The 21368-nt window shown below is 40.9% G+C and carries 15 protein-coding genes; 8 read left to right on the top strand and 7 right to left on the bottom strand.

Annotation, left to right across the window (positions count from 1 at the left end):
• Positions 1-2 precede the first annotated feature (2 nt).
• The 6 genes from ACQ93I_RS16240 to dacB all read right to left on the bottom strand — a co-directional run bounded on the left by ACQ93I_RS16240 (position 3) and on the right by dacB (position 4918).
• The gene (locus ACQ93I_RS16240) at positions 3-428 is read right to left on the bottom strand and encodes a VOC family protein (protein WP_431699441.1); all 426 of its coding nucleotides are present in this window, start codon (positions 426-428) and stop codon (positions 3-5) included.
• A gap of 2 nt (positions 429-430) precedes the next feature.
• Positions 431-670: a DUF7218 family protein gene (locus ACQ93I_RS16235; RefSeq protein ID WP_266070270.1), complete on the bottom strand. Its 240-nt coding sequence runs from the start codon at positions 668-670 to the stop codon at positions 431-433.
• 53 nt (positions 671-723) lie between these two features.
• The gene (gene rluF, locus ACQ93I_RS16230) at positions 724-1578 is read right to left on the bottom strand and encodes a 23S rRNA pseudouridine(2604) synthase RluF (protein ID WP_431699440.1); all 855 of its coding nucleotides are present in this window, start codon (positions 1576-1578) and stop codon (positions 724-726) included.
• 17 nt (positions 1579-1595) lie between these two features.
• Entirely contained in the window at positions 1596-2153 is a 558-nt protein-coding gene (locus ACQ93I_RS16225; RefSeq protein WP_431699439.1) for a hypothetical protein, read from the bottom strand.
• 352 nt (positions 2154-2505) lie between these two features.
• The gene (locus ACQ93I_RS16220; protein WP_431699437.1) at positions 2506-3558 is read right to left on the bottom strand and encodes a S66 peptidase family protein; all 1053 of its coding nucleotides are present in this window, start codon (positions 3556-3558) and stop codon (positions 2506-2508) included.
• A gap of 40 nt (positions 3559-3598) precedes the next feature.
• Positions 3599-4918: a D-alanyl-D-alanine carboxypeptidase/D-alanyl-D-alanine endopeptidase gene (gene dacB / locus ACQ93I_RS16215; RefSeq protein ID WP_431699436.1), complete on the bottom strand. Its 1320-nt coding sequence runs from the start codon at positions 4916-4918 to the stop codon at positions 3599-3601.
• A 155-nt stretch (positions 4919-5073) separates the two neighbouring features.
• On the opposite strand from dacB, the gene ACQ93I_RS16210 reads away from it, so the two are divergent.
• The 4 genes from ACQ93I_RS16210 (at position 5074) to ACQ93I_RS16195 (ending at position 12528) form a co-directional block, all read left to right on the top strand.
• On the top strand, positions 5074-8253 hold the full coding sequence (locus ACQ93I_RS16210) for a SusC/RagA family TonB-linked outer membrane protein (protein ID WP_431699435.1): 3180 nt from the start codon (positions 5074-5076) through the stop codon (positions 8251-8253).
• 10 nt (positions 8254-8263) lie between these two features.
• Positions 8264-9655: a SusD/RagB family nutrient-binding outer membrane lipoprotein gene (locus ACQ93I_RS16205; protein ID WP_431699434.1), complete on the top strand. Its 1392-nt coding sequence runs from the start codon at positions 8264-8266 to the stop codon at positions 9653-9655.
• Positions 9656-9719: 64 nt separating this feature from the next.
• Positions 9720-11804 carry an N-acetylmuramoyl-L-alanine amidase gene (locus tag ACQ93I_RS16200; RefSeq protein WP_431699433.1) on the top strand — a complete coding sequence of 695 codons (2085 nt, stop codon included), beginning with the start codon at positions 9720-9722 and terminating at the stop codon, positions 11802-11804.
• Between the two features lie 91 nt (positions 11805-11895).
• Positions 11896-12528, top strand: coding sequence for a 7-carboxy-7-deazaguanine synthase QueE (locus ACQ93I_RS16195; RefSeq protein ID WP_431699432.1), 633 nt, complete (start codon positions 11896-11898; stop codon positions 12526-12528).
• 59 nt (positions 12529-12587) lie between these two features.
• Here ACQ93I_RS16195 and ACQ93I_RS16190 read toward each other — a convergent pair whose 3' ends face one another.
• A complete protein-coding gene (locus tag ACQ93I_RS16190) occupies positions 12588-13163 on the bottom strand; it encodes a DUF2911 domain-containing protein (RefSeq protein ID WP_431699431.1) in 576 nt (191 codons plus the stop codon).
• 407 nt (positions 13164-13570) lie between these two features.
• Here ACQ93I_RS16190 and gyrB point away from each other — a divergent pair, with 407 nt between their 5' ends.
• The 4 genes from gyrB to secDF all read left to right on the top strand — a co-directional run bounded on the left by gyrB (position 13571) and on the right by secDF (position 20866).
• A complete protein-coding gene (gene gyrB / locus ACQ93I_RS16185; RefSeq protein WP_431699430.1) occupies positions 13571-15511 on the top strand; it encodes a DNA topoisomerase (ATP-hydrolyzing) subunit B in 1941 nt (646 codons plus the stop codon).
• 117 nt (positions 15512-15628) lie between these two features.
• Positions 15629-16624, top strand: a complete 996-nt coding sequence (locus ACQ93I_RS16180; RefSeq protein ID WP_431699428.1) for a DUF6588 family protein — start codon at positions 15629-15631, stop codon at positions 16622-16624.
• 83 nt (positions 16625-16707) lie between these two features.
• Positions 16708-17637 (top strand): malate dehydrogenase, encoded by a 930-nt coding sequence (gene mdh, locus ACQ93I_RS16175; RefSeq protein ID WP_431699427.1) that lies wholly within the window; start codon positions 16708-16710, stop codon positions 17635-17637.
• A gap of 229 nt (positions 17638-17866) precedes the next feature.
• The gene (gene secDF / locus ACQ93I_RS16170; protein WP_431699426.1) at positions 17867-20866 is read left to right on the top strand and encodes a protein translocase subunit SecDF; all 3000 of its coding nucleotides are present in this window, start codon (positions 17867-17869) and stop codon (positions 20864-20866) included.
• The last annotated feature ends 502 nt before the right edge of the window (positions 20867-21368 follow it).

The raw sequence follows: 21368 nt of genomic DNA, 5'->3' as shown, positions 1-21368 counted from the left end.
AATTATTTCTCGAATAACTGGTCTATATTTTTAAAAGCTTTGAATTCCAGCGCGTTTCCGCATGGATCTTTAAAGAACATGGTGGCCTGTTCTCCTGCCTGTCCTTCAAACCGAATGTATGGTTCTATCACAAAATCAACATTCTTTTCTTTTAATTCCTGCGAGAAGGAATTAAAAGTCTCCCAATCCAGCACCACCCCAAAATGTGGAATAGGCACATCTTTCCCGTCTACAGGATTACTGCCGCTATTGTCAATTTCAGAAGCAGCTTTGTAATGTATTACCAGTTGATGTCCAAAAAAATTGAAATCTACCCAGTGATCACTGCTTCTTCCTTCTTCCAGGTTTAAAGTTTCTCTATAAAATTTTCTCGCCTTTTCCAGATTGTCTACCGGAATGGCAAGGTGAAAGGGTTGGATCTTCTGCATTTTTAATGGTTGCGTAACGCGTTGATAAGTTCTTTCTTGCTCATTTTTGAACGTCCTTCTATCCCCACCTCTTTGGCTTTTTTATAAAGATCGTCTTTGCTACGATCTTCATATTTATCGGCCTTGCCGCCTTTCTTACCAGTGTTTTCAGAATTGGCAATTCTTGCAGCTTTCTCTTTACTCGCCCCTTTATCTCTCAGAGCTTCGTATTGATCTTCGTTCTTGATGCGATTGTCTGGCATAACTTTTTTCTTAAAAATAAGCAGATATGCCCAATCATTTGCTTAATTGAGTGTTAAGATTCCCGGTTTCTTCTTTTACTTCGGAAGTTTTTCTGATTCTCCGGACTTTTTCCGAAGGTTTTCTTGGAAGTGGTATTGGAGGGTTTCGGCTTTGAACTCGCTGGTTTTTGCTCAACAGAAGCATCTTCTGTTTTACTTGATTCTCCCGTTAAGCGATCAAGGTCGTCCAGTTCCTTTTGGGTGAGATGACGATACTGCCCCACCGGCACATCAAGTTCAATATTCATGATGCGTATTCTCTTTAGCTTCACTACTTCATAACCCAGGTACTCGCACATTCTGCGAATTTGCCGGTTTAAACCCTGGGTGAGGATAATCCTGAAAACAAACTTGCTCAATTGTTCCACCTCACACTCGCGGGTAACGGTGTCTAAAATGGGAATTCCTGAAGACATTCTTCTAAGAAAATCAGGCGTGATCAATCGGTCTACAGTAACTATGTACTCTTTTTCGTGATTGTTTCTCGCTCTAAGAATTTTATTGACAATATCCCCGTCGTCGGTGAGTAAAATCAGACCTTCACTGGGTTTGTCAAGTCTGCCAATGGGGAAGATTCGGGTGGGGAAATTTATATAATCTACTATATTCTTCTTTTCCGCCGGATTTGTAGTACAAACAATACCTATAGGTTTATTGAAAGCCAGGTAGACGTTGTCTTTTTTTGGAGGCACGATGAGTTCCCCGTTCACCCGCACTTCATCTTCGGGGCTAACTTTTGTTCCCATTTCGGGGACCTTGCCGTTAATGGTTACCCGCCCCTGTTCAATGAGAGTGTCGGCTTTGCGGCGCGAGCAGTAGCCTACTTCACTTAGATATTTATTTAAACGGGTAAGGTTTTCAGAAGACATTCAGATGTATTAAAGAGTTAATCCCAATCTACCATAAAGTACTTGATCTTGGCGTCATCGGGTATTTGGGAAGCCTGTATCCGGGTTTGCGTATCATAGCGCAATTCCACGGGCAGCTGTTTTTTATCAATGGTTACATATACGTTCAATTCATCAATAAAGATAACGGCTGCGCTTAGAGTATTTTCTATCCTCGAAATATCATAGTTCTGCACAATATCCTGGAATGTACTTTCTTTTCCAAGACCCTTGGCCGTCTTATAACGCGGGTCGAGTACCTGGATGAATCCAATGGTACTGGTGGAGTCAAAGGCCTGCACAGGTTCGATCAACAAGAGCTTGTTGCCCTGGTTATCATAAACTTCTATTTCATTGCTTTTCCTGTATAATTCGCTGTTACTTACCTGCTTTACAAGCGAATCTTCAGCAAAAATTGAATCGAGTTGATTAATTTTTATGTCGCTGGTTAATCGTCCTATACTATTAGAGGTAATCAGGAAAGGATCCTGTTCTTTTTCACAGGAAATCAGGAAGGCAGCAGTAACAAAAAGGAGGAGTAAAAAACTTTTTCGCATGATATTTAGGTAATTTTTTAAAATTTAATGAGTTCCTCATTCCTTTATGAAGGGAATGGGGATGACTTTTTATTTTTGGGTTTTTTCAGGGTTGGTATGACCACTTCCTTTATTCACCCAGTCATTTATTGTTTTATAGCTCCTGCTTCCCTCGTGCCCTTCTTTCTTCATGTAAGAGCTCTGTATTTTAAAATCTTCAGCATTTCAAATAATGACCTTTCAGTAAACGAAATTTTCTCCAACTTCATATACGGAAGCAAAACTTCTCTAAAATGCCATTTGCCGAACGCTTTTAAAATTTTTATAAAAGTAAGAATTGTGAGGGATTGGCGGACTTTCTTACGGGCCTAAATTAACGAACTGCCGGATTTAATAATGTGAAAGTTCCGTCGTTCGCGTTCATTTTGGCTTGTATTCCGTTGGGAATAGTGAAGTTATCGCTAATGTGTCCAATCATGCTTCCAGAAAAAGCCGGAATTTTCAAAGGCTTTAAATAATGGTCCAGAACTTCTTCCAGGGTCAGGGAACCATAACCTCCGGCGCCTCCGGGGTCACAATCGCTACACTTTCCAAAGATAAAACCACTTATTTGTTCCAGAACCCCGCCTAGTTGTAGCTGTGACATCATCCTGTCTACGGCATAGATCTGTTCTCCTACATCTTCGAGGTAAAGAATTTTATTTTGCCAGTCGGTAGGGAAGTAAGGTGTGCCCATAATATTGGTAAGTACAGAAAGATTTCCGCCCAGGAGTTCTCCCGTTGCGGTACCCGGTGTAATGGTTCTTATCCTGTTTTTTGTTTGGGTGAGCATACCGCCTTTCTCAGTTGGGTTTGAGTAGGCAACAGCTTCTGCATTAAAAAGAAGATCTTTAAAATGATCTACGGCAAAAGAATTCCATGTTGAGGTTGCCAAAGGTCCGTGAAAGGTGACAAGTCCGGTTTTTTTATAAATAGCCAGGTGCAATGCGGTAATGTCACTGTAACCGATAAATATCTTCGGATTTTTTTTGATTTCCTCATAATCGAGCAGTGGTAGAATTCTCGCCGCCCCCGAGCCACCTCTAAGGCAAATTATGGCATCAACTTCAGGATCTCGCCACATGTCATTAAATTCGGCAGCCCTTTGTTCGTCAGTTCCAGCAAGGTGACCATGGCGTGTGCGCACAAACTCTCCCAATTTTACTTTAAGACCCATGGCCTGCAAAGATTCAATAGCAATCTCATAAGGTTCAGACTCATATATGGCCCCCGCAGGACTCACTATGCCAATAGTATCACCTACAACGAGGCGTTTTGGTTTAGAAACATCCTGTAAACCTGTGACAGGAAATGAACTGGCTAAACTATGAAGCGGAATTGCAAGGCTGCCAAGGCCCACATTGCGAAGAAAATTTCGTCTCTGCATAATTTTGGTTTAAAAATGGCATTTTTGAGCCTCCATAAAACTAATAATTTAAATGGATATCGCGCAGAATGATCTCCATACCTGCTTTTATTTCTGCGGAAGGAACCATGTAATTGTTATTCATAAAGCTGAAGATGAGCACTTTTCCACTTTTGGTTTTTAAGTAGCCGCTTAAAGCATGTACGTTGCTAATTGTGCCGGTTTTGGCATAGATATAAGGCTCTTTGGCTTTATAGAAGTTCTTAATGGTGCCAGATTCACCTCCGGCGGGGAGTAGTTCAAAAAGCCTTTTTTGAGGTACTTCTTTAGAGATCTTTTCAAGGAGCTGTACTACAGTCTTAGGTGTGAACTTGTTGTAAATAGACAAGCCAGAGCCATCTACCCACTTTATTTCCTGAGAAAGGTCCTGCAGGTGATTTTTTATCATATAATCAATGGCTATATCCGTTTTAAGTGAATCAGATAATACTCTGGAACTCATAAGTAGTAGTTGCTCGGCAATAAAGTTGTCACTAACCTGCAGCATCCGCTTGTAAAGGCTGTCTGTAGGAATACTATAAAGCAGTTTGCTATTGCTGAAGTCTACTTTTTTAGGATCCAGTATTTTTACCGGTTTCTGAAGGGTGTCGGACAGTAGCGCGGTAACCAGATGTGAAGAATGAATAAAAGGGACAATTCGGCTTCTGTTTTCTGCTTCGGCGGGCTGCTGATAAAGGAATTTGTTTTGGTCGTGATCTCTCACAACTGTAAAGCTGCTTCCTGAGCTAAGGGAATCTTTTACGAGGTAACGATTGAAATACGCAGGTTTGGCAACGGGAACTGTATCTTCAGCTGAAGATGTGAAGGTGGCATAATTTCCGAAGAGAGGCATAGCTGCCCGTTCTACAGAATAGTAGTAGTTGTAATCATCCCACGACCAGCCGGGGCCAAAATGTTTTTCCTCGTGTATAGGCGGTACGTAATAAAGGGTCTCATTTCTTTCTTTTAAGAAATCAAAAACGGCAGTAGATTTCAACTTGTCGTACAAAAAAGAAGGGTCGCCTGTCCCTCTAAAAATCAGGGAATCTTCTTTTACAATATACTCAAGACCTACAGCGGAATCACCTAAAATTTTTAATCCTGCATAGAAAGTAAACAGTTTAGTGTTTGAGGCCGGGGTGAAATACTTTTCGGAGTTGTGTTCAAAAACGACTTTTTTCTCTGCCGGATCATAAATATATATTCCGGAAAATCCTGTTTTAAAAGCCGGATAATCCTGCAAAGTGTTTTGTGCTTCCATAGCGAGCTTACGCGAGGAGGAACAGGAGCTGAAGATTAAAACTATCAGAATAATTTGAAGAACAAGTTTCAAAAATGACATTTTTGAATGGTTATTTTTTATCACTTGAAATAGGGTTTTAAAAAGAAAATTCAAGTTAGCTTTTTTTTCTTATCTAAAGGTTTTTAAGAAGAAAAGATTGAAACGTGAAAAAATTTAATAACTTTTCATCAATTTTTAACTCAAAAACCAAACAAATGAGAAACAAAATCACACTGTTTTCATTCCTGATCGCCCTTTTGCAGTTCATGAATGTACAGGCCCAGGAAAGGGTGATTTCGGGTACGGTGACCAGTGCTCAAAAGAGTATGCCGATTCCCGGTGTAAACGTTATTATTGAAGGTACTAATAAAGGTACTGTGACAGACTTTGATGGGAATTTTTCTATTAAAGCAGAAACCGGAGATGTGCTTAGCTTCTCTTCTATTGGTTACAAAACAGTTAAACGTAATGTGGGCGCAAACGACCAGATGAATGTACAACTGGAAGCCGATCTCCAGGCCCTCGATGAGGTGGTGGTAACAGCGCTTGGAATTTCACGGGATAAGAAATCCCTTGGATATGCCACACAGGAAGTAGATGGGGAAGATCTAACAGTTGCCAAAGATCAAAATGTTATTGGAGCCCTGGGTGGAAGAGTTGCTGGAGTACAGGTTACCGGATCATCGGGAGCAAGTATGGGAGGTACTCAAAAAATCAAAATTAGAGGAGTAAATTCCATAGGAGGAGGAGACCAGCCTTTAATAGTGATTGATGGTACGCCAATTTCAAATGCCAATTTTGCAGGGAGTGCAGGTGCCGATTACGGAAACCTGGGGCAGGACGTGAACCCTGCCGATATTGAATCTGTGAATGTGCTAAAGGGGCCTGCAGCTTCAGCTTTATACGGAATTCGTGGACAGTATGGCGTTATTATGATCACCACAAAAAAAGGTGCGGCCGAAAAATTTACGGTGCAGGCTAATTCCACTTTTTCAGTGCAGTCAACTTATGATTTTATGCCCTTACAGAACATGTATGGAGGAGGGTCTAGTTTAGATTTTAGAACACTTCCCAATGGAGATCCCTATGTAGATATATCTGTTGATGAAAGTTGGGGGCCTAGAATGGACGGGACAATGGTAAGGCAGGTTTTCAGTTTTTACCCTCAAGACCCTACCTATGGACAATTAACTCCTTTTGTGCCTCATCCAGATAATATCAAGGATTTCTATGAAACCGGTTACACTTTTAATAATACTGTATCGGTTGCCGGTGGGGGAGAAAAGATCAACTTCAGAATTAGTCTGAATGATACAAAAATTGAAGGTGTAGAGCCAAATACACATTTAGATAGAAACAACCTTACTGTTCATGCCGATGCCGATGTAGTTGACAAAATAAATGTTTCAACCAATTTTACATTTGCCCGTAATGATGCGCAGCGCCCGGGACAGGGATCAGAGTTTGGGGCTAATTATCTCGTACAATGGTTTCAGCGTAACGTGGATATGAATAGATTGCGGGACTATCAATATGAAGATGGAACTTACCTTCACTGGAATCTTAGCAGGCCAAGTTCTGAAACAGGAGAAGTTACTGATTTTGATCCTTTGTACTGGAATAATCCATTCTTTAATGCCTACGAGAATCTTAGTCAGGATAACCGGGATAGGTTTTTTGGAGATGTGGGAGTAACTTTTCAGGTTTTGGAGAACCTTAGTTTGAGTGGACACATAAGAGGGGATCTTTATACCCAAAACATTCAGGAGCGTACTGCCTTTGGAGGTAAAAGCCTTCCATCTTTTTATATCGGAAAATTTCAGAACAAAGAATTCAACTATGAATTTCTTGCTCAATTTGATGAAGAGTGGGGAGATTTATCACTTAATGCCAGTTTGGGAGGAAATATCTGGAATAGGAACTACACCTATTTAACCATGGCAACTGTAGGCGGTCTTTCTTCGCCAGGTTTTTATAATATTGATGCCTCGATAGATCGTCCTGAAACATCTAATTATCTGCTAAGAAAGCAGGTGAGGAGTTTGTTTGGTCTTGTTTCTTTAGGATACGCAGATACTTTTTTTGTAGATGCATCCTTGAGAAATGATAATTCTTCGGCCCTTCCTGAAGATAATAATTCCTACTGGTATCCTTCCATTTCGGGGAGTGTGATTTTTAGCGAATTTTTAGATTGGGAACCTTTAAGCTTTGCAAAAGTTAGAGCCAGTTATGCACAGGCAGGATCTGATCTTTCTCCTTATGAAACAACAATGGGCTTTGGAGTGGGAACAGTGTATGAAGGTACCAATACATTGTTTGTTCCAGATAATCTGAATAACCCAAATATAGAGCCGTCCTTTGCTCATTCATACGAGCTTGGGCTCGATTTAAGATTTTTCGACAGCAGGCTGGGAATTGATTTTACTTATTATGAACAAAAGAACAAGAACCAGATTATTAACCTTGATGTTTCAGGGGCCAGTGGTTATGGTTCCACTACAATCAACGCAGGTTTAATTGAAAATAAAGGTGTTGAGGTGGCGATAAATGCCAGGCCTATCGAAACTGGAATATTCTTCTGGGACACCAATCTTAATTTCGCGAGTAACGAAAGTATGGTAGTAGAACTAGCGCCTGGTATTGATGTGTATACTTATTCTTCCACAACCTACTCCAGTGTGACGAGCTACCTTAATTCTTATGAAGGGAAACCTTTTGGAAGTCTTGTAGGTACAGCTTATCAAAGAGATGAAGCGACAGGGCAAATACTTTTAGGTGATGACAATATGCCGCTTTATACAGATGAAACCCATAATTTTGGGAGTGTGCTTCCAGATTTTACGGGAGGCTTCTCCAATACATTTAGCTACGGAAACTGGAGACTTTCAGGAATGATCGAGTTCCAGGGCGGCGGGCAGTTCTTTAGCCGTTCAAAAATGTTAGCTGTAAGAACCGGACAGGATCCCGTAACCGTTGCAATGAACGATAGAGGTGCAAATGTAAGGGATCCATTAGACCAGGGCGGTGGTGTAAAGGTAGAGGGAATTTCTGCTGCTACAGGTGAACCTGTAAGTGCTTATGTCAATGCCCGAAGCTATTACAGGAATGTATTGGGAAGACGAATCTACGAAGAGTGGCTTTTTGACGCTTCTTACGTAAAAATGAAAGAATTGAGACTGGGTTACAATCTTACCAAAGAGATCCTGGGCAATTTTCCTGTAGAGAGTGTACAATTAGCAGTGATTGCCCAAAATCCATTTATGATTTGGCAGGAAGCGCCAGAAGGTATTGACCCCTCTGCGATTTCTACGGGAGCCCAATCAATTAGCTGGTACGAATCAGGTCAATTACCGTCAGTACGATCAATTGGCGTAGACGTAAACATTACTTTCTAAAAAACGAATTATGAAAAAATATATTATCATCTTATTATTTTGCAATCTTAGCTTGCTAGGATGTAGCGAATTTGACGAAGATATTAATGTGAACCCAAACATACCGGGTGAAGCATCGGGAACACAATTAATTGCCAACGCCCAATTATATCTTCCATCTTTAAGTTCTTCCCCACAGGGAGAGTTTCTGGCCCAATACTTAGCAGAGACCCAGTACGTGGGGGTATCTTTATACCCCGAAGGTTCCACAAACTTTTACTGGTTCTATGAGGGGCCGCTTATGAACCTCGAGACCGTTTTAAATTCTGAAGAAGATTTAAATGCTGCTGAAGGTCCGGTTGCTAACCAGCTTGCTGTGGCAAAAATTTTGAAAGCTTATTTTTACTGGAATCTAACCGATAGATGGGGTGATGTGCCTTACACTGAAGCTTTGCAGGGGAATAATAATTTCACCCCCGCATATGACACCCAGGAGTCTATTTATTCAAATTTGTTTGCGCTACTAAAAGAGGCCAATAATCAAATAGTCTCAGGTGATATTGATAATGACCTCGTCTATGGTGGCAATATGGAGAAATGGAAAAAGTTGGGTAATTCGCTAAGATTGTTAATGGCTCTTCGTCTTTCTGAAGTAGATCCTCAATGGGCGCAGAATGAGTTTAATGCTGCGATTTCCGATGGGGTGATGAACTCGAATGATGATAGCCTGGTCTTTCAGCACTTAGCCGATGCTAACAATCAAAACTACTGGTATGATCAGGTAGTAGAAAGCAATCGGGAGTGGTGGGCTCTTACGGTTAACTTGGTTGAAGATATGAAACCGGTTGGTGATCCCCGTCTTGAAGTGTATGGAAATCCTGCACGTGAAACCGGGGAGTTTATTGGTATGCCGTATGGTGAGACTGAAGCTATAGGGACTGAAGAATATTCATTGCTGGGGTCTGATATTACCGCCCAGGATGCTCCTGTTTATTTGGTAACGTACCCTCAGGTGTTGTTCGCTATTGCTGAAGCTGCGGAAAGAGACTGGATAACCGAAGATGCTGAAACTTACTATAACATGGCAATAGAAAAATCTATTCTTCAGTGGACAGGTTCAACTGAAGGTGTAGATGAATTTATAAGTCAGCCTGAAGTTGCTTTTGATCCCTCTAATGCATTAGAGAGAATTTCAGAACAACGTTGGATCCATTTATTTATGAATGGGTACGAAGCCTGGAGCGAATGGAGAAGAACAGGTTTTCCAGATGATTTTGTTCAGCCCGAAGGACGTCCGGTGCCAACCCGACTTGCTTACCCCGATACCGAAGATTTCAACAACGCCGATAATTTTAATGAGGCTGTAGAACGACAATTTGGAGGGGAAGATTCTATTTATGGTACTGTATGGTGGGATGAATAAAAATCCATTCCCATAATTCTTAAAATCTCCCGATATTGTCGGGAGATTTTATTTTTTACATACTATGAGACACCCGTTCGTTCTTTTTGTTTCCCTTTTACTGCTTTCCTGTGGTACTGCCGGTACAAGTACTTCCCGAATTATAGATAAACCTATTGTTTTCAATGAAGAACGGGAGGCGCTAAGTTTGGCTTATATGAAAGATAGGTATGGTCTTGAAAAGGAAGATCCCACTATTGATCCTAAAATGGTAGTACTTCACTGGACAGCTATTCCTACCCTGGAAAGATCTTTTGCAGCCTTTAAAGACCCTCACCTTCCCGGCAGCAGAACAGCAATTTCCGGGGCGAGTGACTTAAATGTTTCCACCCATTTTCTTGTTGACAGAGATGGAACGATCTATCGTCTAATGCCCGAAACCATAATGGGGCGACATGTAATAGGATTAAACCATACAGCAATAGGAGTGGAGAATGTTGGAGGCACTCCCGGGACCCCGCTAACTCAGGCTCAACTTGAAGCAAACATCTGGCTGGTAAGATATCTAAAAACAAAATATGACATTGAGTACGTAATTGGTCATCACGAATACACCAGGTTTGAAGATCACGAATTGTGGCTTGAAAAAGATGCCGGTTACCGAACTCAGAAATCAGATCCGGGAGATGATTTTATGGAAAAGGTAAGGGGCGCTACTGCCGATCTTGCTTTTAAACCGGTTCCCACTCCTGCACCCGATAAAACCTTTTCTCTGGTTCGTGAAATTGTAGATCATTACCAGGATTATAAAGAACCAGGTTTTGAAGAAAGGCGTTTTAAACATAATGATATCATGCCTGTCATTCAAAAATGGCAAAATGACGATCTGTTTAAAGTTGATCAGGTAGGTACGTCAATAGAAGGCAGAAACCTATATTTGATAAGTGTCGGTTCAGGAGAAACTGATGTTTTTTTATGGTCGCAGATGCACGGCGATGAATCTACGGCAACAATGGCCGTTTTTGACATTCTCAATTTTCTCGCACATGATTCCTTTCAGAAGGAAAAAGAAGCAATGTTGAAGAAGGTGAAATTACATTTTCTGCCAATGCTCAATCCCGATGGAGCTGAGGTATTTCAGCGTAGAAACTCTTTAGGTATTGATGTTAATCGCGATGCTTTGCGTTTGCAATCACCTGAAGCAAAGACCTTAAAACGGGTTAGAGATAGCCTGGAAGCCGACTTTGGATTTAATCTTCATGATCAAAGCAGGTATTACAATACAGAGGGTTCAGAAAACCCGGCTACAATCTCATTTTTGGCACCTGCTTATAACTATGAGAAATCTATTAATGATGTTCGTGGAAATGCTATGAAACTTATTGTTCAAATGAATCAACTTCTGCAGGAATATGCTCCGGGAAATGTAGGCAGGTACAATGATGATTTTGAACCACGGGCTTTTGGAGACAATATTCAGAAATGGGGAACCAGCACTGTTTTGATAGAATCTGGGGGCTTCCCAGGAGATCCGGAAAAACAGGAAATTAGAAAATTGAACTTCTTAACAATTTTATCAGCCATCTTTTCTGTTGCTAAAGAAGAATATGAGTCTATGGCTATTGCCGATTACAGCAAAATTCCTGAAAATGACAGCAAACTTTATGATCTCAAAATAAAGGGCTTGCAATATGCCCTTTTTGGAGAGCAATACATTCTTGACTTAGGAATAAATCATTCTGAAGTTTACTCGCAAAATGAAAAGCAACTCTTTTACAGAAGCTATATTGCAGATCAGGGGGATCTCTCAACAAATTTCGGGTATAATACCCTGGATGCTTCAGGATTCGATTTTGAACCTGGGAAAATCTATGCCGAAGTTTTGCCCAATCTCGATGCTATGGAAAAGTTGAATTTTTCAGATCTTCATTCAAAAGGCGTAGCTTATGTAAGGGTTCAAAACCTGCCAAAAGACAGAAGCTATTTTAATTATCCAATTGTAGTGGTAGGCCAAAATTTTAAAGTTTCAGAAGAAATAAAGGTGGGAATGAACCCAACTTTCTTCTTGACAAAAGCAGGAAAACCACATTATGCAGTCATTAACGGATTTGTTGTTCCTCTTGATGGAGAGGCTTCCAATTTTAGGAATGGGTTCATTATTCGGAATTAGGTTTTAAAGAATAAATCGGTTGCCGGAATAGATTGAATTTGGTTATCTAATGCCGGTTGCTAAATCCTGTTTTTATGTACCTTTGCCGCTTATGAAAGAACAGGAAATGAACGAGCTGGTGGAGCAGGGAAAGATGCTGCCGCTAATGGAAGAATTTTATACCATTCAGGGAGAAGGTTTTCACAAGGGAACTGCTGCTTACTTTATACGTGTAGGCGGCTGCGATGTGGGTTGTCACTGGTGTGATGTTAAGGAAAGCTGGAATGCGAAGCTGCACCCTCCAACAGGAGTTGACACTATTGTTGGCAATGCTGTAAAACATAGTAAGACAGTGGTGGTCACCGGGGGTGAGCCTCTTACCTGGAATATGGAGCCGCTTACCAGTAGTTTAAAGGAAAAAGGAGCAAAGATCCATATTGAGACTTCGGGAGCATACCCGGTAACTGGAACATGGGACTGGATTTGCCTTTCCCCGAAAAAAATCAAGCTTCCTACTTCAGAGATCTACCAAATTGCAAATGAGCTGAAGGTGATAATTTTCAATAAACATGATTTTCAGTTTGCCGAGGAACAGGCGGCGCAGGTTAATGAGAATTGTATCCTTTATCTACAACCCGAATGGAGCAACCGGGAAAAGATGATGCCTCTAATTGTAGAATACGTCATGCAGAACCCCAGGTGGAAGGTGTCGCTGCAAACACATAAATACCTGAACATTCCATAAAAAAAACGCCCTTTCAAAAATGGCGTTTTTAGATTATATTTTTCCTGTATTGTTATTTCTTACTTTGGTTGCTTGAATGGGATTTGTACATAGCGGTCATCCCAGCCAATAAACAAGTTTGCGCCTTCATTAGATTCTGCAAAGCTCATTGATAACGCTTCAATGGGTACAGGTGATTTTCTTACAGGTACAGTGATACGGGCAACATCTTTTTCTACATGATAGTCGTATGCTCCCCAAATATTTGTGCTGTTGTTAAGAATGATTGTCCATTCGTTTTCTTTTGGAATGGTAAAAAGGGTGTAAGTTCCCTTTTTGATAGTTTTGTTAGCTACCATGAGGTCCTGGTAAAGCGTAATTTCGGTGGCTTCATTGGCACCTGTTCTCCAAACTTCGCCAAAAGGAACCAATTTTCCGAAGACTTCACGATCGCGGGTTTGAGGCCGGCTGTAAAGAACTCTGGCCATAGGTTCATTGTTTTCCCCTCTAAATAAAGCGACATCCATTGGGCTCACATCAAGTTTTGAAAAGTTGGGCCCGTCATTATCTTTTAAAGTTTCCGTAGTGTCCTGAGCATATAATTGCATGGTGAGTGACCCCGCCATAACTGCAAACATTATAAAATATTTCTTCATTTCTTGTGTTTTTGAATTATGGGTTAAATATAAACCATGCTGAATAATAATTAGTTAAGGTTTTCTTTAAATCCGGTTAAAAAGATGAGAAATTAAAATGCTCATTTCTTGGTTTTTAAGGTTCATCATTTAGCCGTGAATAATGGTGCGCTACAATTGTGAATAAATCTGTAAATTTTGGTCCGGGTGTAAAATGCCTGAAAACACTTTTATCCAGAATTTTGAAAGTAAAAATAAGGAAGGGAAGTGTTTGAGGTCTCTCTTCTCCAAACCGCTACAAGAGAGGATTTTTCCACATAAATTGTTGATAACTTCAAGGCTTTAACAATGAGGGTAGTGGTTTAACAGGCACGATTTTGGTATATTTGTTCGTTATAGAAATTGATAAAATTTTAACGAATTTAAATATGAGCGAAGAGGTTAAAAGAAGCAGTTATTCGGCTGACAGTATCCAGGCGCTGGAGGGGATGGAGCATGTGCGCATGCGTCCCTCCATGTACATTGGTGATACTGGGGTAAGAGGCTTGCATCACCTGGTGTATGAGGTGGTGGATAACTCTATTGATGAAGCGCTTGCCGGTCACTGTGATACCATTAAAGTAACCATAAACGAAGACAATTCTATTACTACAGAGGATAACGGTCGTGGTATTCCTGTAGATTTACATAAGAAAGAAGGCGTATCTGCACTTGAGGTTGTTATGACCAAGATTGGAGCAGGAGGGAAATTTGATAAAGATTCCTATAAAGTATCCGGAGGGCTTCACGGGGTAGGGGTGAGTTGTGTGAATGCACTTTCAGATCAACTTAAAGCCACTGTTTACCGTGATGGAACTATCTGGGAGCAGGAGTATGAAAAAGGTAAGCCTGTTTATCCGGTAAGATCGGTAGGAACTACAGATCTTAATGGTACTATCGTGACCTTTAAGCCGGATGCTACCATATTTCAGCAAACTACAGAGTATAGCTATGATACCCTTGCCAGCAGGATGCGTGAACTCGCCTTCCTGAACAAAGGGATCACTATTACGCTTACAGACCGTAGGGAAAAAGATGACAAGGGAGAGTTCGTAGCGGAAGTTTTTCATTCTGAAGAAGGTCTAAAGGAATTTATAAAATTTCTTGATGGCACCAGGGAGCCTATCATTAGCGAAGTAATTGCTATTGAAGGAGAGAAGAATGATATCCCGGTTGAGGTTGCGATGGTTTACAACACTTCCTTCAACGAAAATCTTCACTCATACGTTAACAACATCAATACCCACGAAGGAGGAACTCACCTTGCTGGTTTCAGAAGAGGGCTTACTACTACATTAAAAAAATACGCAGATGCTTCGGGACTACTCGATAAGCTGAAGTTTGAGATTTCGGGAGATGACTTCCGGGAAGGATTGACGGCTATTGTTTCAGTAAAAGTTTCAGAGCCTCAGTTTGAGGGTCAAACCAAGACCAAACTCGGGAACAGGGAAGTGACTGCTGCGGTTTCTCAGGCAGTTTCTGAAATGCTCGAAAATTACCTTGAAGAAAACCCGAATGATGCAAAAACCATTGTTCAAAAGGTGATCCTTGCGGCGCAGGCACGTCATGCGGCTAAGAAGGCCCGTGAAATGGTGCAGCGTAAAACCGTGATGAGCGGGGGTGGATTACCCGGAAAACTTTCAGATTGTGCTTCGCAAGATCCGCATGAGAGTGAAGTGTTCCTCGTAGAGGGAGACTCGGCGGGAGGAACGGCCAAGCAAGGTCGTGACCGTCATTTTCAGGCTATTTTACCGCTAAGGGGTAAGATCCTTAATGTTGAAAAAGCCATGAGCCACAAGGTTTTTGAAAACGAAGAGATCAAGAACATCTATACTGCTCTGGGAGTTACTATTGGTACAGAAGAAGACAGTAAAGCGCTGAATCTTACAAAGCTGAGGTACCACAAAATCGTGATCATGTGTGATGCCGATGTTGATGGTAGTCACATTGCAACATTGATTCTTACCTTCTTCTTTAGGTATATGAAAGAATTAATTGAAGCAGGCCACGTTTACATTGCTACGCCGCCACTTTACCTTATTAAGAAAGGAAGTAAAAAGCGATACGCATGGAATAATAAGGAGCGTGATGAGATTGCCAATTCCTTTAGTGGAGGTGTGAGCGTTCAGCGTTACAAAGGTTTGGGTGAGATGAATGCAGAGCAGTTGTGGGATACTACAATGAATCCTGAATTCAGAACTCTTCGCCAGGTCACTATTGATAACACAGGGGAAGCCGACAGGATCTTCTCTATGTTGATGGGAGATGAAGTGCCACCTCGTAGAGAATTTATTGAGAAGAATGCTGTTTATGCAAATATTGATGCTTAAACAAGCTTTATATAAATTGAAAAACCCTGCTTTTTAGTAGGGTTTTTTGTTTGGTGCAATCTGCTGAACAAGCTATACTTTTTTTGCTATTTTTACCTGATTACAAAACCCAATATTGTGAAAAAACTTTCCTATCTCTTACTTGTTTTTCTTCTGCCATCTGCCTTAGTTGCTCAAACCGAAGATAATTCTCAGCTGTTTATTAACGATATGCTTGTGTTGGCCCAAAATTTTGCGCAACCTGCTGCCGATGGAGCTTCTTACCAGGCCGGTGCCGGGTGGTTCAGTTCGGCTGCAGCCCTTGAGAAATGGGGCTTTAGAGTTTCGGTGCATGGAAATGCTCTTTTTGTGCCCAATGATAAAAAATCGTTCAACCTTAGTAATAGCGATCTTGAATTGCTTGAAATGGAAGGGGTCACTTCTGCTACTTTTCCTACAGCATTTGGAGGTAGTACATCAGAATATTTTGTTGGAGATGTCACTTTTGAAAACCCGATTACAGGTGGAGTGCTTACTGAAGCGGTTCGGTTCAAAGGAATTGATGGTATCAACAGAGATTATGTGCCTCATGCTTTTTTACAGGCATCTGTAGGAGTGTCTGCAGGTACAGAAATTACCGTACGTGCAATGCCTGAAGTTACCATTGATGGTGTTTCTGCCAGTACTTACGGTATAGGTGCAAAGCATAGTCTTAGTCAGTATTTCAGGAATGCGTATTCCGAAGGTTTTCAGTTAGCTGTAGGGGCTTCTTACAGCAAGTTAAATGTAGATTATGAATTTGATCCCATTTCGGTTCAGAATTTCTTAACGATGAACCACATTGTTGTAGATGCTAACCTTTTCCTGGCTGAAGTTATAGGTTCCAAAAGATGGAATAATTTAGAAGTTTTTGCTGCAGCAGGAGTGATGAACTCTAATTTTGATTATGAAATGGGAGGAGACGGTATTGCGTTGCCTCGTGTAAACCAGGAACTTGGAGAGATAGAAGGAGGGCAGACCCAGCTTAAAGGTGATCTTGGTTTGAACCTTTATTTTAGCCGGTTTAGACTGAGCGCAATGATGACGGCAGGAGAATTTTTTAATGCTAATTTAGGTCTTTCTGTAGGTATATAATCACAGCTTTTTCCGGCTTTTTTTGAGAGAAAAATCCTGTGAAATTCGTACTTTAGCAGGACTATTAATCAAACTAACTCACAATGAAAGTTACTATAGTAGGTGCCGGAGCTGTTGGAGCCAGCTGCGCGGAATATATCGCCATTAAAAATTTTGCTTCCGAAGTAGTTCTAATTGATATCAAAGAAGATTATGCCGAAGGTAAGGCCATGGATCTCATGCAAACTGCTTCCCTTCTTGGATTCGATACTAAAATTACCGGAAGTACAAATGACTATTCTAAAACAGCAAATTCAGACATTGCTGTAATTACCAGTGGAGTGCCACGTAAACCTGGGATGACCCGCGAAGAATTGATTGGGATCAATGCCGATATCGTAAAATCGGTATCTGAAAGCCTTCTGAAGCATTCTCCCAATGTTACCTTGATAGTGGTGAGTAATCCTATGGATACCATGACTTACCTGGTGCACAAAACCACTAAACTTCCAAAGAATAAAATTATAGGAATGGGTGGAGCTTTAGATAGCGCCCGTTTCAAATACAGAATTAGTGAAGCTCTTGACTGCCCATCGTCAGATGTTGACGGTATGGTTATTGGTGGTCACAGCGATACCGGAATGGTGCCTTTAACAAGACTTGCCACCCGTAACTCTGTACCTGTTTCAGAATTCCTTTCTGAAGATCGCATCAACCAGATTTCTGAAGATACTAAGGTAGGAGGAGCAACTCTTACTAAAATGCTTGGCACCAGTGCATGGTATGCACCAGGAGCTGCTGTTTCTTCACTTGTACAGTCAATTGCTTGTGACCAGAAGAAAATGTTCCCTTGTTCTGCCCTTTTAGAGGGGGAATATGGGCTTAACGATCTTTGTATTGGAGTACCTGTGATTCTTGGTAAAGATGGGATCGAGAAAATTGTTGAAGTAGAACTTGACGAGGCAGAAAAAGCTAAACTTAAAGAAAGTGCATCAGGGGTTTCAAAAACCAACGATCTTCTTGAGGTGAAATAAATCAGGATCAAATAAATTTTTTAAAGAAGCTTCTCAAAAGTGCCATTTTTGAGGGGAACTTTCATCGCGACAGTGAATTGGCGTGGTGAAACCTCCCATTGTAAGGTGCTCTTGGAAAGCTTCTTTTTTTGGTTTTAAAAGTTAATTTTTTCAAAAAATATAATTGGGATTTCTATCTTGAAAACCTATATTTGTCCGTTTTTAAAAAATGAACATAAATTAAAGAATAATGCAGAACAAGGGAATAATCAAGGTATTTGCAATTTTGTTTGCCCTGGTATGTATCTACCAGTTGTCTTTCACCTTTATTGCTGGCAACATTGAGGGAGATGCCGAAGAATTTGCACAGCAGGAAGTCCCCGAGAGTGTAGATGGTTACATTACAGCGCGGGAAAGAGCAGAACAAAGGTATCTTGATTCCATTGGGAATGAAGAGGTTTTTCTTGGAATCACCTACAATTCGGCTAAGGAAAAAGAGCTTAACAAGGGGCTTGACTTAAAAGGAGGTATTAACGTAATTCTCCAGATTTCGGTTAAAGATATCCTTCGGGAATTGGCCAATAACAGTAAAGATCCTGCTTTCAACCAGGCGCTGTTAAGAGCAGACGAAGCTCAAAAAACAAGTCAGGAGAACTATCTTGACCTTTTCTTTGAAGCTTTTGAAGAGATTCCAGATGCGCGCCTTGCTTCTCCCGATATTTTTGCAAATAGAAATCTTAGCGATGAGATCAATTTTGAAATGACTAATGAGGAGGTAAAGCCTATCATTAGAAGAAAAATTGATGAATCTATTATTTCGGCGTTTGAAGTACTTAGAAAACGTATCGATAAATTCGGGGTTACTCAACCCAATATTCAGCGTCTTGGATCTTCAGGAAGAATTCTTGTTGAATTACCGGGAGCTAAAGAAATTCAACGTGTACAGGACCTTTTACAGAGTACAGCTCAGTTAGAGTTCTGGCATGTTTATAAGAGCAATGAATTCCAAAACTTCTTTGTGCAGGCAAATAACCTGCTTAAGCAAATAGAGGTAGAGGAAGCTGCAGAGACTGCAGAAGCCGATGTAGATACTGCACAGGCTGGGCAGGATGAGATCGATGCTCTTTTAGAATCGGCAAGTGATACTGCACAGGTAGCTGAACAAAATAATCCTTTATTTGACTTAATGGCTTCTCCTGGTTTCCAGGGAGGGCCGGTACTGGCTACATTTAATATCGCAGATACTGCAAAAGTTAGACAGTATCTTAATATGCCGCAGGTGCGCAATCTTCTTGAAGGCGAGCAGCGCTACACAAAATTCGTATGGGGAATTACCGAGGAAGATGCCGAGGTTGCCCCTCTATACGCAATAAGAGGAAATAGACAAAATGAGCCTCCATTATCTGGTAGTGTGATCACAGATGCTACCCAGGCTTACGATCAGGTAGGTAGAGTTGCAGTGACTATGCAAATGAACGGAAAAGGTGCCAAGACCTGGGAAGAGATGACCGCTCTTGCTGCTGAAAATCAAAGCCAGATAGCTATTGTTCTTGACAATGTGGTTTATTCTGCGCCAGGTGTATCTCAGGCAGGAGGAATTTCAGGTGGTAGAAGTGAGATCACAGGAGATTTCTCTATTACCGAAGGGCAGGATTTAGCAAACGTATTGCGTGCGGGTAAACTGCCTGCTTCCGCAGATATTGTACAGAGTGAGATCGTAGGTCCGTCACTTGGGCAGGAAGCAATTGATAGCGGTATCATGTCATTCGCTATTGCTTTAATTCTTGTATTGCTATGGATGATCTTCTACTACGGAAAAGCCGGTATCTTCGCCGATATCGCTCTTGTAGTTAACATCCTTTTCATTTTTGGTGTACTCGCAGGCCTTGGGGCAGTACTTACATTACCTGGTATTGCCGGTATCGTGCTTACCATTGGTATGTCGGTAGATGCGAACGTGCTTATCTTTGAACGTATACGGGAAGAATATGCGAAAGGGAAGGTTCAAAAAGATGCCATTAGAGATGGTTTCAGTAATGCACTTTCTTCAATTCTTGATGCGAATATTACAACCGGTCTTACGGCATTGATCCTATTGGTTCTTGGAACAGGACCTATCAAAGGTTTCGCCACGACTTTATTAATAGGTATTGCAACTTCGCTTTTCACAGCGATCTTTATTACAAGATTGTTTATTGACAACTATGCCAAGAACCCGAATAAGAGTCTTGAATTCTCTACAGGGGTTACTAAAAATCTTTTCTCTGGTTTGAACATTAAGTTCCTGCAAAAGAGAAAAACATTCTATGTGGTTTCAGGAGTATTCCTTCTTGTGAGTTTAGGTTCTCTTTTCACTCAGGGATTGAACCAGGGTGTTGATTTTGTTGGAGGAAGAAGTTATACAGTAAGATTTGATAAGGCTGTAAATCCTACCGAACTTGAAGATGAGCTTGTGACCGAATTTGGAAGTGCCAGTGCCAAGACCTTTGGAGCAGCAAACCAGATCAAGATCACTACAAAATATAAGGTAGAAGAAGAAGGCAGTGAGGTAGATGAAGAAATTACTCAGAAGCTTTTTGCTGCTGTGCAGTCTTACCTGCCTGAAGGAACAACTTACGAAGACTTTACAGTTGGAGGTGAAGGTGAGAGAGAGATTGGTATCATGCAGTCTATTAAAGTAGGTCCTTCTATAGCAGATGATATTAAGCAGGCCTCTATTTGGGCGGTACTTGGATCTCTTTTAGTGATCTTCCTGTACATCCTATTGAGGTTTAGAAAATATCAGTTCTCCTTGGGGGCTGTGGTTGCAGTTATTCACGATGTCCTGATAGTATTGGGTGTATTCTCCCTTACTTATAAGTTCATGCCTTTCAACATGGAGATCGACCAGGCGTTTATTGCTGCGATCCTTACGGTGGTAGGTTACTCGCTTAACGATACCGTGGTAATCTTTGACAGGATCAGGGAGTTCTTCAATGAACATCCTTCATGGACCAAGAAAGATGCAATCAATGCAGCGATCAACAGTACGGTTAGTCGTACAGTGAACACCTCTTTAACTACACTTGTAGTACTTCTTGCGATCTTCATCTTTGGAGGGGAAAGCATTAGAGGATTCATGTTTGCTCTTATTGTAGGTGTGATAGTGGGTACATACTCTTCTATCTTCATTGCAACTCCTATTACTTACGATACCTTTAATAAGGAGACTAAGAAAAGAAAGCTTAAGCAAAAAGAAACTGTGGAGTAAGAACCACCAATATATTATATAAAAAGAGCCTTTCTTCGGAAAGGCTCTTTTTTTTGCCATTTTTGAGAGGGTGGTGCGCAGTTGTTCGGTCTCTTCTCAGGCTTTTTAAGATGTCTTTTCTTCTGAAGGTTCAAAGAAGTTACAGGCTTTCGCTGATATCACTGAAAAGCTGTTTTCTCTCTGATAAATTAAATACTTCTGCTGAAGAGAAAGCTAAGGGTGTGTTACAGATATTCTTTTTATGCTGAAAAGGCGCTCCTAAAGCCATAATTCTGTTGCTGAAGGTGAGAGTTAAGCAGGTATGGACTTTCCTGCCTACAGGCTACCCAAAAATGTCATTTTTGACTACCGATAAAATCAGGAAATAAAGATTGATTTCTGTCCTCTTTTCTGCTCAAGTGAGCCGGGGATAAAAAGAGAATAAAATGAATTGATCCGGGGATTGGATTACGAAAAAAATACTCTTCAAAAATGCCATTTTTGAAGAGTATTTCTGAAGTTA

It is taken from the genome of Salinimicrobium sp. WS361, assembly GCF_050750585.1.
In the GTDB taxonomy this organism is placed as follows: domain Bacteria; phylum Bacteroidota; class Bacteroidia; order Flavobacteriales; family Flavobacteriaceae; genus Salinimicrobium.
This window is presented reverse-complemented; position numbering and strand designations above follow the sequence as displayed.

Bases quoted from the DNA above. Each gene is read 5' to 3' on its own strand.
- ACQ93I_RS16190 (WP_431699431.1), bottom strand. From the start codon at position 13,163: ATGAAGAAATATTTTATAATGTTTGCAGTTATGGCGGGGTCACTCACC.
- ACQ93I_RS16235 (WP_266070270.1), bottom strand. From the start codon at position 670: ATGCCAGACAATCGCATCAAGAACGAAGATCAATACGAAGCTCTGAGA.
- ACQ93I_RS16220 (WP_431699437.1), bottom strand. From the start codon at position 3,558: ATGCAGAGACGAAATTTTCTTCGCAATGTGGGCCTTGGCAGCCTTGCA.
- ACQ93I_RS16210 (WP_431699435.1), top strand. From the start codon at position 5,074: ATGAGAAACAAAATCACACTGTTTTCATTCCTGATCGCCCTTTTGCAG.
- ACQ93I_RS16240 (WP_431699441.1), bottom strand. From the start codon at position 428: ATGCAGAAGATCCAACCCTTTCACCTTGCCATTCCGGTAGACAATCTG.
- ACQ93I_RS16225 (WP_431699439.1), bottom strand. From the start codon at position 2,153: ATGCGAAAAAGTTTTTTACTCCTCCTTTTTGTTACTGCTGCCTTCCTG.
- secDF (WP_431699426.1), top strand. From the start codon at position 17,867: ATGCAGAACAAGGGAATAATCAAGGTATTTGCAATTTTGTTTGCCCTG.
- ACQ93I_RS16205 (WP_431699434.1), top strand. From the start codon at position 8,264: ATGAAAAAATATATTATCATCTTATTATTTTGCAATCTTAGCTTGCTA.
- mdh (WP_431699427.1), top strand. From the start codon at position 16,708: ATGAAAGTTACTATAGTAGGTGCCGGAGCTGTTGGAGCCAGCTGCGCG.
- rluF (WP_431699440.1), bottom strand. From the start codon at position 1,578: ATGTCTTCTGAAAACCTTACCCGTTTAAATAAATATCTAAGTGAAGTA.
- ACQ93I_RS16200 (WP_431699433.1), top strand. From the start codon at position 9,720: ATGAGACACCCGTTCGTTCTTTTTGTTTCCCTTTTACTGCTTTCCTGT.
- gyrB (WP_431699430.1), top strand. From the start codon at position 13,571: ATGAGCGAAGAGGTTAAAAGAAGCAGTTATTCGGCTGACAGTATCCAG.
- dacB (WP_431699436.1), bottom strand. From the start codon at position 4,918: ATGTCATTTTTGAAACTTGTTCTTCAAATTATTCTGATAGTTTTAATC.
- ACQ93I_RS16195 (WP_431699432.1), top strand. From the start codon at position 11,896: ATGAAAGAACAGGAAATGAACGAGCTGGTGGAGCAGGGAAAGATGCTG.